The organism is Xylophilus sp. GW821-FHT01B05, from assembly GCA_038961845.1.
GTDB lineage: Bacteria > Pseudomonadota > Gammaproteobacteria > Burkholderiales > Burkholderiaceae_C > Xylophilus.
Genome location: CP152408.1, coordinates 3974320 through 3989049 on the forward strand (window position 1 = coordinate 3974320; position 14730 = coordinate 3989049).

11 protein-coding genes are annotated in these 14730 nt (G+C 66.5%); 7 read left to right on the forward strand and 4 right to left on the reverse strand.

The annotated features are described in order from the left end of the window. Window positions 1-39 precede the first annotated feature (39 nt). Window positions 40-1026, reverse strand: coding sequence for a tripartite tricarboxylate transporter substrate binding protein (locus AAFF27_18505; protein XAH21999.1), 987 nt, complete (start codon window positions 1024-1026; stop codon window positions 40-42). 307 nt (window positions 1027-1333) lie between these two features. Between AAFF27_18505 and AAFF27_18510 the strand changes: the two genes are divergently transcribed. Next, the gene (locus tag AAFF27_18510; protein XAH22000.1) at window positions 1334-2287 is read left to right on the forward strand and encodes a LysR substrate-binding domain-containing protein; all 954 of its coding nucleotides are present in this window, start codon (window positions 1334-1336) and stop codon (window positions 2285-2287) included. Here AAFF27_18510 and AAFF27_18515 read toward each other — a convergent pair. Further along, window positions 2274-3257: a tripartite tricarboxylate transporter substrate binding protein gene (locus tag AAFF27_18515; protein XAH22001.1), complete on the reverse strand. Its 984-nt coding sequence runs from the start codon at window positions 3255-3257 to the stop codon at window positions 2274-2276. The two genes, AAFF27_18510 and AAFF27_18515, sit on opposite strands and share 14 nt — an antisense overlap. Before the next feature lie 257 nt (window positions 3258-3514). On the opposite strand from AAFF27_18515, the gene AAFF27_18520 reads away from it, so the two are divergent. The 6 genes from AAFF27_18520 to AAFF27_18545 all read left to right on the forward strand — a co-directional run bounded on the left by AAFF27_18520 (window position 3515) and on the right by AAFF27_18545 (window position 12668). Continuing rightward, entirely contained in the window at window positions 3515-5002 is a 1488-nt protein-coding gene (locus AAFF27_18520) for an aldehyde dehydrogenase family protein (protein XAH22002.1), read from the forward strand. A 4-nt stretch (window positions 5003-5006) separates the two neighbouring features. After that, the gene (locus AAFF27_18525; protein ID XAH22003.1) at window positions 5007-6677 is read left to right on the forward strand and encodes a GMC family oxidoreductase N-terminal domain-containing protein; all 1671 of its coding nucleotides are present in this window, start codon (window positions 5007-5009) and stop codon (window positions 6675-6677) included. A gap of 326 nt (window positions 6678-7003) precedes the next feature. Then, window positions 7004-8236 carry an acyl-CoA dehydrogenase family protein gene (locus AAFF27_18530; protein XAH22004.1) on the forward strand — a complete coding sequence of 411 codons (1233 nt, stop codon included), beginning with the start codon at window positions 7004-7006 and terminating at the stop codon, window positions 8234-8236. Between the two features lie 8 nt (window positions 8237-8244). Then, on the forward strand, window positions 8245-9033 hold the full coding sequence (locus tag AAFF27_18535) for an enoyl-CoA hydratase-related protein (protein ID XAH22005.1): 789 nt from the start codon (window positions 8245-8247) through the stop codon (window positions 9031-9033). A gap of 27 nt (window positions 9034-9060) precedes the next feature. Then, the gene (locus AAFF27_18540; GenBank protein XAH22006.1) at window positions 9061-11133 is read left to right on the forward strand and encodes an acetate--CoA ligase family protein; all 2073 of its coding nucleotides are present in this window, start codon (window positions 9061-9063) and stop codon (window positions 11131-11133) included. Window positions 11134-11234: 101 nt separating this feature from the next. Further along, window positions 11235-12668, forward strand: coding sequence for an aldehyde dehydrogenase family protein (locus AAFF27_18545; protein XAH22007.1), 1434 nt, complete (start codon window positions 11235-11237; stop codon window positions 12666-12668). A gap of 49 nt (window positions 12669-12717) precedes the next feature. Here the strand turns inward: AAFF27_18545 and AAFF27_18550 are convergent, their stop codons facing one another. Then, entirely contained in the window at window positions 12718-13542 is an 825-nt protein-coding gene (locus tag AAFF27_18550) for a glucose 1-dehydrogenase (protein ID XAH22008.1), read from the reverse strand. Window positions 13543-13626: 84 nt separating this feature from the next. Further along, the gene (locus AAFF27_18555) at window positions 13627-14592 is read right to left on the reverse strand and encodes a tripartite tricarboxylate transporter substrate binding protein (protein XAH22009.1); all 966 of its coding nucleotides are present in this window, start codon (window positions 14590-14592) and stop codon (window positions 13627-13629) included. Window positions 14593-14730 lie beyond the last annotated feature (138 nt).

The following is a 14730-nucleotide window of genomic DNA, read 5'->3' on the forward strand; positions in this document are numbered from 1 at the left end:
GTGCAAGCCGCATGCCACTGGCAAGCGGCCATGGCCGCGCTACTGCTTGGGCATTCCCAGATCGGTCACGAAGCGGTTCATCAGCTGGACCTCGTCGCGCACGAAGCTGGAGAACTCGTCCGAGGTCATGGCCATCGCCTCGGCACCGTCGGATGCGATGCGCGCGGCCAGATCCTTGCTCGCGACAGCGGCGCGCAGGGCGTCGGACAGGCGCTGCGCGGCCTCCTTCGGAACACCGGCCGGCGCGAACATGCCGATCCACAGGTAGTAGCTGAAGCCCGGTACACCCTGCTCCGCCAGGGTCGGGACATCGGGAAGCCCGGGAATCCGCTGGTTGGACGTCACGCCCAAGGCCCTCAAACGCCCCTCCCTGACCTTGGCGGCGCCGCTGCCGTAGGCCTCGAAGATCATCGCCACGCGCCCGGCCATCACATCCGGCATGGCCGCACCATTGCCCTTGTAGGGAACGTGCAGCAGTTGAACGCCTGCCTGTTGCAAGTACATGGCCGCGCCGATGTGGGTCGTCGTTCCGACGCCTGCGGACGCATAGCTCAACGCATTGGGCTGCGCCTTTGCACGGGCGAGAAAGTCCTTCGCCGAGCGGTCTGGCTGGTCGGCGCCGACCACCATCATCACCGGCGTGCGCACCACGGGACCGATGGCCGTGAAGTCCTTGATGGGGTCGTACCCTGCATCCTGCTTCACGGCCGGCTGGATGGCGATGGTCCCGGCCGTGGACAGCAAGGTGTAGCCGTCCGCCGGCTGGCTCTTCACGTAACGGATGCCCAGCAGGCCGTCGCCGCCCGCGCGGTTGTCGATGACCACCGACTGCCCCAGGGTCTCGCCCATCTTCTGGGCCACCAGCCGTGTCACGATGTCCACTAGGCCTCCGGGCGCCGTGTTGACCACGATGCGGATGGGCCGGGTCGGGAATGCCGGCTGCGCCGTGGCCGCCGACGCTAGCAGTGCGAGACCGGCCGTGGCCAGGCCTCGCAAGGCCAGGCGCCTGGAAAATGGATGCTTCATGGAATCTCGTCTCCGTTGTGGTGGTTGAGGCGCCGGTGTCTCACGTCGCCGCGGTGGTGGTGAAGTTTGCAAACGCGGTGCCAGCGAGGCATCGACAGGCCGGCCCGAGCGGCGTTGCCAGAGCGCGCCGAGGTGCCTGTCGAGCGGGCACGCAGCGTCGTTGTCGCGGACACATGTGCGTGCCGCGACCATGCAAGGCAGCAGGCCTTGGGACGGCACGATTCTTGGAACGGCTATGGTGCCGGGCCGGCGACGCCGCCGAGCACGGACCCACGCACAACAGGAGCGGCGACGCCGGAGACACCCCATGGACACCCGCCAACTCAAATACTTCGTCCAGATCGTCGAGAGCGGCAGCCTGTCCAAGGCATCGCGCCAGCTCTTCATCGTGCAGCCGGCCTTGAGTCAGCAGATCGCCCGGCTGGAAGACGAGGTCGGCAAGCCGCTGCTGATCCGCTCGGTGCGCGGGGTGAAGCCCACCGACAACGGGGAGGCGCTCTACCACCATGCCAAATTCGTGCTGCGTCAACTCGATGCCGCGGTACACGTCGCACGCCAGGAATACGCCAGCGTGCAAGGCCGCGTGACGCTCGGCCTGGCCCCCTCCACATCGGCAATGGTGGGGTTGGCACTGCTGCGTCAGTTGAAGGAAAAATATCCGCGGCTGCTGCTCAACGTGGCAGTGGCGCTGCCCTCGCAACTGGAAGAGATGGCGCGCCAAGGCCAGCTCGATGTCGCGATCCTCTTCAGCACAACGGCCGCCAACGACCTCACCTTCGAGCCATTGCTCGACGAAGAGGTGTTCGTGGTGTTGCCCGCCGTCAGCCCGATCGTGCCGCCCGAGCGGACCTCGCTGACCCTCGCCGAGGTGGCGCGCCTGCCTCTGGTGCTCTCCAGCCCCCAGCAGAATCTGCGCCGCCGTTTGATGTTCGAGTTCGAGCGCGTACAGCTTCAGCCCGAGCTCGTCGCCGAGATCGACTCGCTGCAACTGGTCATGCGCTATGTGGCGCAGGGCGGGGGCGCCACCATCCAGTCGATCGCCGGTACGTGCACCGTGGGCACACCCGCAGACTGGCGCTGCCTGCCCATCTCGGACGTGCCGATCCATCGGCCGAGCTACCTCTACGCGTTGCCGGTGCAGCGCCTGTCCCCAGCCGCATCCGTGGTGCGTGCCGAACTGCGGCACATCGTACGCTCGATGGTCGAGGATGGGTCCTGGCAAGGCGTCCAGCTCACGCATGGGGCGCTCAGTCCGGCTTGATGTTGCCATCCCGGATGACCGGTTCCCAACGCGCGATCTCCGCGCGCATCCTGGCTGTCATCAGCTCGGGACCGCCGGCGTGGGCGGAACTGGCGCCGACGCCCAACAGCCGTTCCTGCATTGCCGGCGTCGCCATCGCCTTGGACAGCGCATCCTGCAACTGGCGCACGATGGGCGCCGGGGTCTGCCTGGGAACGAGGTAGCCCCAGCTGACCACTGGCGTGAAGTCCTTGAAGCCCAGCTCGACCATCGTCGGCACCTGCGGCAGCAGGGGGTCGCGCTGCGCCGACGTGACCGCCAGCGCCCGCAACCGTCCGGCCTTGATGTTGGGCAGGACATCGTTGACGGTGGCGAAGTAGTAGTCCAGCCGGTCGCTGATGAGATCGGCCATGGCGGGTGCATTGCCCTTGTAGGCCACCGCCACGGCATCGATGCCTGTCGCCCGTCGGAACATCTCGCCTGACAGATGGCTCATGGAACCGGCACCGCCGTGGCCGAACGAAACGCCATTGGCCCGCTTCTTGGCGAAGGCGAGCAGCTCGGCCAACCTGGTGTTCGGTGAACTGCCAGACGTGAGCAACACCAGCGGTGCCTCGAAGGCGTATGAGAGCGGCGTGAAGTCGCGGAACAGATCGTAGGGAACGCTGGGCTGCAGCACCATGTTGACCGCCAGCGTGTTGGTGTACTGCAGGATGGTGTAGCCGTCAGCAGCAGCCTTGGCCGCGTGCTCGGTACCGGGCATGGCCGCACCGCCGGCCCGGTTCTCCACGATCACGCTCTGGCCCAGGATCTCGCCGAGTTGCTGGGCTAGTGTGCGCGCCACGAGATCGCCGGATCCCCCCGCGCCGAAGGTCACGATGATGCGCAGCGGCCTGGAAGGAAACCGCTCCTGCGCGATAGCCCTCGTTCCCAGTCCCGCGCCAGGCACCGCGAGCAGGCCGGCCTGCATGAAACCCCGTCGTCGAATCATCTTCTCGTCTCCTGTGTTGTGGGTGCGCCTCACACGCCCATCAGCAGGCACTGTGCCAGCGATGCCGACAACTGCGCAGTAGTCAATTCCGACAGGGGCCATAGCGCCAGGTGATCGATTTCGGTTTTCCCCGGGGCATCAGTTGCGGTGATGGGTGCGCACGCAAAAGACTATTTTTCTCAAGCGGCACCCGGTTCCTAAACTGCCGCCGGCATCTGCTGACCGCACCGCAAACCGCAATGCCTGGAGACCCGAACATGACCGAGACAAGCCAGCCGCCCGCTCACCCGTTCCTTGCAAGGCCGGACAAGCAGCACTTCATCGACGGCAGATGGCTGCCCGCAGCCGACGGCCAGAGCATCCCGACCTTCAACCCCGCGACCGGGCGCATCCTGGCCGCACTGGCACGCGGACGGCAGACAGACGTCGATGCCGCCGTCGCAGCGGCGCGCCGTGCCTTCGACAGCCCATGGAGCGGCCTCACGCCCCACGCACGCTACAGCCTGATGCTGCGCGTGTGTGATGTGCTGGAACAGCACTACGAAGAACTCTGCACATTGGAGTCCCTGGACATGGGGGCGCCGCTGGCCCGCACGCGCGCCATGAAGAAGGGTCTGATCCAGACCGTCATGTACTTCGCAAGCCAGGCCATGAACTGGAGCGGCACGACGATCCCGAACTCGCTCGCGGGGAACTACACCACCTTGACGCTCAAGGCACCGGTCGGCGTGGTCGGCGGGATCATTCCCTGGAACGCGCCGTTGATCAGCATGTGGTGGATCATCGGCGGGGTTCTGGCAACCGGCTGCACCTGCGTCATCAAGGCCGCAGAAGACGCATCGCTCACCACGCTGCGGACCGCCGAGCTCCTCATGGAAGCCGGTGTGCCGGCCGGCGTTGTCAACGTCGTGACGGGTCTGGGCTCCGAGGCAGGTGCCGCCTTGGCCGCGCACATGGACGTGGACCGCATCGCTTTCACCGGATCGACGGTCACCGGGCGCGAGGTCATCAAGGCTTCAGCCGGCAACATGAAGCGCGTGCAGCTCGAGTTGGGCGGAAAGTCACCGGACATCGTCTTTGCCGACGCCGACCTGGACAAGGCGGTGCCCGGCGCCGCCATGGGGGTCTTCAACAACTCTGGCCAGATCTGCTCGGCCGGCACGCGGATCTTCGTGCAGCGAAGCATCCACGAGGAGTTCGTCGCACGGATCACCGAATACACGCGCGGCATCCGGGTCGGCGACCCCATGGATCCGCAGGCGCAACTGGGGCCGCTGGTGTCGAGCCGCCAGTTGGAGCGCGTGCTCGATTACGTGGACATCGGTCGCGAGGAAGGCGCGCGGCTGGTCACCGGCGGCGCAAGGCTTGGAGGCCCACTCGCGGCAGGCTACTTCGTCGCTCCCACGGTGTTCAGCGAGGTGGACAACGGGATGCGCATCGCGCGCGAAGAGATCTTCGGGCCCGTGGCGTCGGTCATCCCATTCGACACCGTGGACGAGGCGCTCGCCCTGGGGAACGCGACCGAGTACGGCCTGGGGGGCGCGGTCTGGACCAGCGATGTCAGAACCATGATGAAGGCGATGCACGGCATCCGCGCCGGCAAGATCTGGATCAACTGCTATGGTCTTGCCGACCCCGCCGTCGGCTTCAGCGGCTGCAAACAGAGCGGCTATGGCATGAAGGGCGGCGCCCAGCATCTCGACGGCTTCCTGTACGAGAAGAGCGTCTACATCAATGGCGCTTGACACCATGTCATCGGAACCCTACGACTTCATCGTGGTCGGCTCCGGCTCGGCCGGCGGTGTGGTGGCCAGCCGCCTCAGCGAGGATGGCCGCTACCGCGTCCTGTGCCTCGAAGCCGGGACCAAGGGGCCTGGCTACATCTGGACCAAGCCGCCGCTGGGCCTGCAATTCCTGGTCGACAACCCCCTGGTGGATTGGCGCTACGAGTCGGAGCCCGACCCCAGCCACGGTGACCGCCGGCTTGCAGCGCCGCGCGGCAAGATGCTGGGTGGCAGCAGCTCCATCAACGCCATCGTCTACAACCGAGGCCAAAAGCTGGACTACGACACCTGGAGCGCGCTGGGCTGCAAGGGCTGGAGCTACCGCGAGGTGCTGCCCTACCTCAAGAAGCTCGAAAGCACCGATCTCGGCACGGACGAGTTCCGCGGCCGCAGCGGTCCGATCAAGGTCACGCAGACCAAGAAGCTGTCGCCGTTCTTCGACCTGTTCATCGCGTCCGCAGGCGCGGCCGGTATTCCCTACAACGCCGATTACAGCGGCGCCAGCCAGGAAGGGGTTGCCATGGCGCAGCTCACCGCACACCGCGGCGAACGGCAAAGCACCGCGACGTCCTATCTGCACCCCTCGCGCGGGCGCCCCAACCTCACGGTGCGAACTGGCGCCGAAGTCACCACGCTGCTGTTCGAGGGCAAGCACTGCACGGGCGTGCGCCTGCGGCGCGATGGCAGCACCCACAACGTCCGCGCGCTGCGCGAGGTGATCGTCTGCGCAGGCACCGCCAACAGCCCCAAGCTGCTGGAACTGTCGGGCATCGGCAATCCGGCCGTGCTCGCGGAACATGGCATCGCATTGCGGCACGCACTCGAAGGTGTAGGCGAGAACCTGCGTGACCACTACGCAGCGGTGATGAGCTGGCGCTTCAACCGCCCCGGCATCTCGCTCGCGCCCAGGGGCCGCGGCTGGCGCCTGGCCGTGGAGATACTGCGCTGGGTCGCGCTGCGCAGCGGAATGATCGCGCAGGGCCATGGCGCGATCCGCGTGTTCGCACGCTCGACAGAAGCCGGGCAGGAACCCGACGTGATGATGGTGGTCAGCCCCTACATCGTCGAGCTGAAGGCCGGCAAGGGCCGGCGCATGTCCGAGGTCGAAGGCTTCTTCATGTACACCCACGTGCAGCGGACCGAGAGCACGGGCAGCATCCACATCCGATCGACCGACGCCACTGCGCCGCCACGCATCCGCTACCGCTTCCTCGCCACCGAGCAGGACCGGCGGACGGCCATCGCCGCCGTGCGCCGTGCGCGTGACATCGCGGCCTCGGCACCGCTGCGCGACCTCATCGCGGAAGAGCGCATGCCAGGCCGCCAGATCGAATCGGACGCCGACATCCTGGAGTACATCCGAACCACCGGCCAGACCACCCAGCACATGGTGGGGACCTGCAAGATGGGGTCGGACGCCAAGGCCGTGGTGGACGAACGCCTGCGGGTGCGTGGCATCTCGGGGCTGCGCGTGGCCGATGCATCGGTGATGCCGACCATCATCTCCGGCAACACCAGTGTGCCCTGCATGATGATCGGCGAGCGCTGCGCGGAGATGGTACTGGCGGACGCGCAGCGTGCCCGCCCCTTCCCCTCTTCGATGGCACAGCCGGTCTTTAAATCCGCGCTCCCATGAACAGGCGTCTGGCCTCAGGCCCAAGGCCGCTCGCCAGCGCACGCACCACCGCCTTCAGCGCAGCGAAGCCAGCAGGTGGAGGCTCGCGCAGCGACGCCAAAGGTGTCTTCGACGTGGACCTTCGTGTTCGCAGTGCAGACAGTTTGCCTGGTCTTTGCGTCCTGCGCCTCACCCGCACGCGCGCAGCCTACGAGCGCGACCGTGGCACGTGCTTTGCACGGGAAGTCCCGTCGCACCTCAGGCGCAGCACCGTGGCGAAGACCACGTCCCAGCCAGCGACCGCCGATGGCGGCGGTCATCCTCAGAAAACAACGAAGGAGAGATGAATGGATGAGTCCGTATTCCCGGAACTGTCACCCGAGATCGAAGCGGTGCGCGACATGGTCAACCGCTTCATGGAGGCCGAGGTCAAGCCGGTCATGGACGAGCACGAGAAACGCCGCGAATTCCCGCGCGAGCTGGTGCGCAAGGCCGGCGAGGCCGGGCTGTACGGCGCCGTGTTCCCCGAATCCGTTGGCGGCAGCAACATGGGTTACCTGGCAGCGGCCGTGATTCAGGAGGAGATGGTCCGCAACGACGTGCGCTTCGCCTCCTGCAACAACCAGCAGGGCTCCACCTGCCCCAGCGCCATCTACTTCGGCGGAACCCCGGAGCAGATCCGCAAGTACGTGCCCGATCTGGTGGCCGGCAAGACCATCGGCATGATGTCCCTGACGGAGTCGGGCGGAGGCTCTGACGCCGAGGGCAACATGAAGACCTTCGCGCAGCGCGACGGCGACGTCTACCGCATCACCGGTCAGAAGATGTGGGCCTCCATGGCCAACGAGACCGACGTGGGCATTCTGCTGGCGCGGACCAGCCGCGAGCCTGGCGCCAAGGGTGTCAGCGCCTTCATCGTTCACCCGAAGAAGTACCCCGGCTGGAAGGCCACGCCGATCGACTGCCTGGGCCTATCCAAGTCCATGCGGACCAACGTGGTTTTCCTCGACGACTTCGTGGTGCCGGTCGAGGACCGCCTGGGCGACGAGGGCGAAGGTTTCAAGATCATCATGCGCACGCTGCAACCCGGGCGTGTGGGAGTGGCGGCCAAGGCGCTGGGTGTGGCCCGCCGCTGCTTCGAGGAAGCGGTGCGCTATGCCAACGAGCGCACACTGCGCGGCCAGCCGATCGGGCGCTTCCAGATGATCCAGGCCGACATCGCCGAGATGGCGGTGCAGATCGAGGCCAGCCGCGCGCTGGTCTACAAGGCCGCCATGCTGATGGACGCGAGCATGCCGCACAACCGCTTCGCCGCCATCGCCAAGTTCCACGCCTCGCAGACCGCCAAGTTCTGCGCCGACAAGGCCGTGCAGATCTTCGGCGGCTACGGCCTGGCCGAGGAATACCCGGTGTCCTACTACCGCGCCTACTCCGACATGTTCTTCACCGGCGAGGGCTCGGCCAACGTGCAGAAGATCATGATCGCGGAGGACGCGCTGGGCTACAAGGTCGCCGACCGCCACCACGGCAAGACGGGCCTGCGCGACATCCGCAAGGATGACCCGGCCAAGCAGCGTTGAGAACCACCATGTCCGATCTGCTCAAGTTCGAGGTGGCCGAAGGCATCGCCACCATCACGCTGAACCGGCCCGAGAAGATGAACGCCTTCACCGGCGAGATGATGGAGGACTGGCTTCAAGCACTTGACGAGTGCGAGACGAACGCCGAGGTGCGCGTGATCGTCATGACCGGCACCGGCCGTGCCTTCACCACAGGCGGCGACATCGCCGGCTTCGACACCAGCGCCGGCCGCACGCCCCAGGGCATCCGCGACCATCTGGTCGGTGGCAGCCAGCGGTTGATCCGCAGGATCGCACAGACCGACAAGCCTGTGATCGCCGCCTTGAACGGCTTTGCAACCGGGGGCGGGCTGGACATTGCACTGGCCTGCGACATCCGCTTCGCAGCCGAGGGTGCGCGCTTCGCCGAGACCTACGCCAAGATGGGCCTGATCCCCGGCATGGGAGGGGCCTACCTGCTGCCGCGCGTGGTGGGCGTGGCAAAGGCGCTGGAGCTGTTCTGGAGCACCGACTGGGTGGACGCCCGCGAAGCCGAGCGCATCGGCCTCGTCAACAAGGTGTTCCCGGATGCAGAACTGATGGACGCCACTCTTGCCTTCGCACGCAAGGTAGCCGACGGTGCGCCGCTTGCGGTGCGCACCATTAAGCGGCTGGTGCGCGCAGGCGCCGACCAGGACCTCACCACGGCACTGGACATGGTCGCTGCGGAGATGACCGTTGTGCGTTCCAGCGAAGACCACAAGGAGGCGCTCGCCGCCTTCCAGGACAAGCGCAAACCCACCTTCACCGGCCGGTGACGGCCACCGGAATTCCAAGCGAACCACATGAGCACACCCAACACCTTCGAAAAGTTCCTGCATCCGCGCAGCGTGGCCGTGGTCGGCGCATCGCCGCAGGCGGGCTCACCACGCAATGCACTGGTCAAAAATCTGCTGAAGCACGGCTTCCAGGGCGCCGTCTACCCCGTCACGCCCAGCCATGCGCAGATCGAGGGCCTCGCGGCCTACAAGAGCGTCGGCGAACTGCCGAACGTGCCGGATGTCGCCCTCATCATCACGCCTGCGCAGACGGTGGCCGGCGTGATCGCGGAGTGCGGGCGCAAGGGGATCCGCAACGCCATCGTGTTCAGCTCGGGTTTTGAAGAGGTCGAAGGTGGACAGGAGAACGCGCGCATGCTGGCCGAAGCCGCCCGCGAGCACGGTGTGACCGTGGTCGGTCCGAACTGCAATGGCTTCTGGTCGGTTCGCGAGAAGGCCATCATGAGCTTCAGCGGTGCCGCCTTGGCCATCGAGGAGATCCGGCATGCGCCGATCGCCGTGCTGAGCCAGAGCGGCGCGCTGTCGGGTACCCTCGGCAACTCGCTGAACAGCGCGGGCATGGGCCTGTCGTACATCGTGAGTGTCGGCAACGAGACCTGCACCGACGTGCTCGACGCCGCCAATGCGGTCATCGAGCAGGACGATGTGCGTGTCGTCGTGCTGTACCTCGAAGGACTGGCCAATGCCGGCCGCATGCTGCAGATCGCCGAACGTGCCCGCGCGCGCGGCGTGCAGATCGTTGCGCTCAAGACCGGCCGGTCTGCCGTCGGACTGGACGCGACTGCGTCGCACACGGGCAAGATCGCATCCTCCCACGCGGTGTACGCCGCCGCCTTCGCACAGGCCGGCATCATCGAGGTGGACAGCATCGCCGATCTGCTGGCTGCCGTCGAGGCGCTGGCCTACCTGCGCGACCCGCGCGACAGTGGCGATGAAAAGGGCGGCGTCGCGGTGCTCAGCGCCTCCGGCGGTGCCGGTGCGCTGCTGGCCGACCACAGCCATGAGAAGGGCCTCGTGATGGCGGAGTTCCAGCCCTCCACTGTGGGCAAGCTGGACGCCATCCTGCCCTCCTTCGCACGCAAGACCAACCCGATTGATCTCACCGGGCAGGTGAACACGGTCGCCACGATGTTGCAGGATACCTGTGCCACCGTGGTGGCCGACCTGCGCAGCGAAGCGGTCATCGTGCAGTTCGCCTCCACCGTTCGCCGGCATCTCATGGCGAACAAGGAGGTCTTCAAGGTGCTGGCACGCGAAGTGCCGGTGGTCCTGAGCGTGATGGGCGAGTCCGTGGACCCTGCCCTGCGCGACGAACTGCGCAGCGCAGGTGTGCTGCTCGTGGCCGACCCCTCGGCGGCCATGAACGCCTTGTCGTTCCTCTACCGCCGCCGCACTGCGCTGCGCCTGCCGCCATCGCCGCGGCACCTGCCGTCCGCGGTGCGGGCCACACCCCGGTCCTGGGCCGACATGATGCAGTTCTGCGAAGACAGCAGCGTCACCCCGGCGAAGTGGCTGGTGCTGCAGCCGCAAGACCGTGCCGTCCAGGCTTGTGCGGACCTGCAGTACCCCTTGGTCGTGAAGGCATTGCCCTCGGAGGCCGAGCACAAGACCGAAATGGGCCTGGTCAAGCTGCGCGTGCAGTCGCCCGACGCGGTGGATGCGCTCGCCCGCCAGTTCCGCGAGCGCATGGACAGGCCGCAGGCCGGCGTGCTGGTGCAGGAGATGGTGGGTGATGGCGTGGAGGTGGTGCTGGCCTGCCTGCGCAACGCGGACTTCGGCCCCGTGCTGTCGATCGGCATGGGCGGGGTCGCGATCGAGCTGTTCCGCGACGTGACCTACCTGGCGCTGCCCGTCTCCGAACAGCAGGTGTTGACCGCCTTGCGCCGGCTCAAGCTGTGGACGCTGCTGCAAGGCTTCCGGGGGAAACCGGCCGCCGATGTCGATGCGCTCGCGCGCGCCGCCGTGCGGTTCGGCAACCTGTTCCTCGCAAGCCCCGGCCTGCAGGAGTTCGAGATCAACCCGGTGATCGTCAAGAAGCATGGCGATGGCCTCGCCGCCGTGGATGCACTCGCCACGTGAGCGACCGGTGTGGGTCGACACCGGTGGTTGTGGGGCCGCGCCGCATGGCACAACGCTTGCACCTGGCAGAAGTCCGCCCCAACATGGAGACACAGTAGATCATGCAGCACCACGGAAACTTCTATATCGACGGCAATTGGGTCGATGCATCCAGCGCACCACGCTTCACGCTCATCGGCCCGGCCGATGAGCAGCCGTTCGCCAGCATCAGCCTGGGCGATGCCGGACATGTCGATGCGGCGGTCCAGGCCGCGCGCCGTGCGTTCACGGTATTCAGCAGCACCGACAAGACGGAACGCCTGGCGCTGCTGGAGCGGATCGTCCAGCAGATGGAGGCGCGGGCAGACCGCATCATGGCCGCGGTTTCCCAGGAGATGGGCGCCCCGCGCGGCATGAAGGCCCATGTGGGTACCGGGCTCGACGCCTTCAGGCAGGCCATCGTCACGCTGCGGGAGTACGACTTTGAGACCCGCCTGGGCAACAACACCGTGCGGCGCGAGGCCATCGGCGTCTGCGGCCTGATCACAGCGTGGAACTGGCCGATCCAGCTGATCGCCACCAAGCTTTCCTCCGCGCTGGCGGCTGGCTGCACCGTGGTGTGGAAACCCAGCGAATTCACGCCGCTGAGTGCCCTCGAACTGGCCGAGGTCATGCACGCCGCAGGTGTTCCCCCCGGTGTCTTCAACCTCGTCAACGGCGATGGTCCAACGGTCGGCAACGCGATCTGCCGGCATCCAGACGTCGACATGGTGTCGTTCACAGGATCGACCCGTGCCGGCGTGCTGGTTGCCGAAGCAGCAGCAGCCACCGTCAAGCGCGTCTCGCAGGAGCTGGGCGGCAAGTCCGCCAACATCATCCTGCCGGACGCCGATCTGGCGGCTGTCGCACGCTGGAACGCCGCACGCGCGTTCTCCAACAGCGGCCAGTCCTGCCACTCGCCCACGCGCATCCTCGTGCACGCATCGCAACGCGACGAGCTGCTGGAGCTGCTGCGCCAGGAAGCCGAGAAAGTGAAGGTCGGCGCACCACAAGATCCGTCCACCACGATGGGCCCTGTGGTCAACAAGGCCCAGTACGAACGCATCCAGCACTACATCCAGGCCGGCATCGACGAAGGCGCGCGCACCGTTGCCGGTGGCGTCGGCCGGCCGCAGGGCCTGGACCGGGGCTACTTCATCCGCCCCACCATCTTCGCGGACGTCACGCCCACGATGGTGATCGCGCGGGAAGAGATCTTCGGCCCTGTGGCGGTGGTGCTGACCTACCGCGACGAGGATGAAGCCGTGGCGCTGGCCAACGACTCGCCCTACGGCCTGGGCGGCTACGTCTTCTCCTCCGATCGCCAAAAGGCCATGGCCATCGGTGCCAGGATGCGCGCCGGCCGCATCTTCTACAACGGAGCGCCGAGCAACAACGTTGCCCCGATGGGCGGCTACAAGCAGTCAGGCAACGGCCGCGAGATGGGCGTGTTCGGCCTGGAGGACTACCTGGAGGTCAAGGCCATGATCGGTTTCGACGCCCCTGTGACCGCCTGACACCGCAACGCCCGGCGCGTAGCGCGCCGGGCGTTGCCTTGGTGGCGGATCAGAAGCTGTGCGTCAGACCGCCATCGCAGGCGATGGTCTGGCCCGTGATGAAGGACGATGCGGGGCTGGCCAGGAACATCACCACGCCCACCATGTCGGCCGGCATCTGAACCCGGGGCAGACACTGCGAGCCCACCAGCGCGGCCCGCCTTGCCTGGGTCGGGTCCACCGTGCGCACGACTTCGGTGGCCACGCCGCCCGGCCGCACGCAGTTCACAGTAATGCCCGCGCTGCCGAGTTCGCGCGCCATCGCATTGGTCATGCCGATGACCGCGGACTTCGACGCCACATAGTGCGTGTAGTTCGGAGCGCCGAGCATCACGGCAGCGGACGAGATGTTGATGATGCGCCCCCAGCCCGCCTTTCTCATCAGCGGCGCGACGGCACGTGCGCACAGGAACTTTCCGGTCACGTTGACGCGCATGACCAGATCGAATTCCTTCACCGGAATCTGGTCGAACGGCCTTTTCTCCAGCGTTGCGAAGATCGCGGCGTTGTTCACCAGGACATCGACACCGGCATGCCGCAGCGCGATGGCCTCCATCATGCGTGCCACAGAATCCTCGTCGCTGACATCCACCTGGACGGCCATGGCGCGGCCGCCCGCCTCTTCAATCTCGCGACGGACCGTATCTGCCTTTTCGCCATTGAGGTCGGCAACCACGGCGATGGCGCCTGCCGCCGCGAACTGGCGTGCGTACTCGCGCCCGATGCCCTGGGCGCCGCCCGTGATGAGGACGACACGGTCGGCGACGCCGAAGTCGCGGGCCGCGAACGGCACGCCGGAATCGTCGGGTGCGTGCGTGGGAAGGTTGTCAGACATTCAATAGTTCCTTTCAAAATGCCCTTGCGGGCGCTGCATTACGCGTATCACGCGACACGGTGTGGATAAGCGGGCTCAACCGCCCTACTCCTTGGCCCAGCTCAGATCGGTGCCCAGCTTCTCGATGTCGACCTTGCGCTGGCGGATCAGTTGCGTGAACTGCTCGGGGCTCATGACCACGCGCTCCTCGCCGCCGTCGTCGCGCACACGGCGCTGAACATCGGGATGGGCCGCAGCGTCCTGCATCGCCGCTCCGAGGCGTCGGATCACTTCCTCGGGCACACCGGCCGCGGTCACCAGCCCGAACCATGGGACGTAGTGCAAGTCAGGTGCGCCCTGCTCCATCAGCGTTGGGATGTTCGGCAAGCCGGGAAGCCGCTTGGTCGAGGCCACCCCCAGGGCACGCAGCCTCCCACTGTTGAGCTGGTGCGCCACCGAGAACTTGACGTCGATGCGGCCTGAGGCCACGTCCGGCATCGCTGCCGAATTGCTCTTGTACGGCACATGCAGCATGTTCAGGTTCATCTTGTTCAACAGGATGGCCGATGCCAGATGCGTGGTGGTCGCATTGCCCTCCGTGGCATAAGTCAGCAGGCCGGGCTGGGCCTTCACCGCGGTCACCAGTTCTGGAAAAGTCTTGAACGGCTTGTCTTCCGCCGCAAGCAAGACCAGCGGCACCACGCTCATCACGCCCACACCGACGAAGTCCTTTTCCAGGCTGTAGCCCGGATCGCGTTTGAGTGCCGCACGGATGGCGATCGTGTCGGAAGTGGACAGCAGGGTGTAGCCATCCGCCGGTGCCGACTTGACCGCGTTGAACGCGAGCAGGCCGTCGGCGCCGGGCTTGTTCTCGATCACGATGGGCTGCCCGAGCTTCTCGCTCATCTTGGCAGCGAAGAGCCGCGTCTGTGCATCGAGCAGGCCTCCCGCACCAGACGTCACGACGATGCGGATCGGGCGCGAAGGATAGGCCTCAACGGCCGTGGCGGCTGTGGTGATGGCGAAGCCAAGACTCAGTACGGTGAGCGCGCACCGGATGAAACGCTGCATGAAATATGTCTCCGTGTTCTCGTTCAGGGATGGGGTCGGTGCTGCCAACAGTCCCGCTGCCGGTCGGCACGGGGCTGCGGAAGCGACCACGCTTCGCAAATCAAGTGCCAGCCGGCTTCGTCGGGGAGACCGCTCTTG

What these genes read in the sequence shown, in the direction of transcription:
- AAFF27_18530 (XAH22004.1), top strand. Translation starts at nt 7,004, where the DNA reads ATGGATGAGTCCGTATTCCCGGAACTGTCACCCGAGATCGAAGCGGTG.
- AAFF27_18515 (XAH22001.1), bottom strand. Translation starts at nt 3,257, where the DNA reads ATGATTCGACGACGGGGTTTCATGCAGGCCGGCCTGCTCGCGGTGCCT.
- AAFF27_18540 (XAH22006.1), top strand. Translation starts at nt 9,061, where the DNA reads ATGAGCACACCCAACACCTTCGAAAAGTTCCTGCATCCGCGCAGCGTG.
- AAFF27_18555 (XAH22009.1), bottom strand. Translation starts at nt 14,592, where the DNA reads ATGCAGCGTTTCATCCGGTGCGCGCTCACCGTACTGAGTCTTGGCTTC.
- AAFF27_18535 (XAH22005.1), top strand. Translation starts at nt 8,245, where the DNA reads ATGTCCGATCTGCTCAAGTTCGAGGTGGCCGAAGGCATCGCCACCATC.
- AAFF27_18505 (XAH21999.1), bottom strand. Translation starts at nt 1,026, where the DNA reads ATGAAGCATCCATTTTCCAGGCGCCTGGCCTTGCGAGGCCTGGCCACG.
- AAFF27_18550 (XAH22008.1), bottom strand. Translation starts at nt 13,542, where the DNA reads ATGTCTGACAACCTTCCCACGCACGCACCCGACGATTCCGGCGTGCCG.
- AAFF27_18520 (XAH22002.1), top strand. Translation starts at nt 3,515, where the DNA reads ATGACCGAGACAAGCCAGCCGCCCGCTCACCCGTTCCTTGCAAGGCCG.
- AAFF27_18510 (XAH22000.1), top strand. Translation starts at nt 1,334, where the DNA reads ATGGACACCCGCCAACTCAAATACTTCGTCCAGATCGTCGAGAGCGGC.
- AAFF27_18525 (XAH22003.1), top strand. Translation starts at nt 5,007, where the DNA reads ATGTCATCGGAACCCTACGACTTCATCGTGGTCGGCTCCGGCTCGGCC.
- AAFF27_18545 (XAH22007.1), top strand. Translation starts at nt 11,235, where the DNA reads ATGCAGCACCACGGAAACTTCTATATCGACGGCAATTGGGTCGATGCA.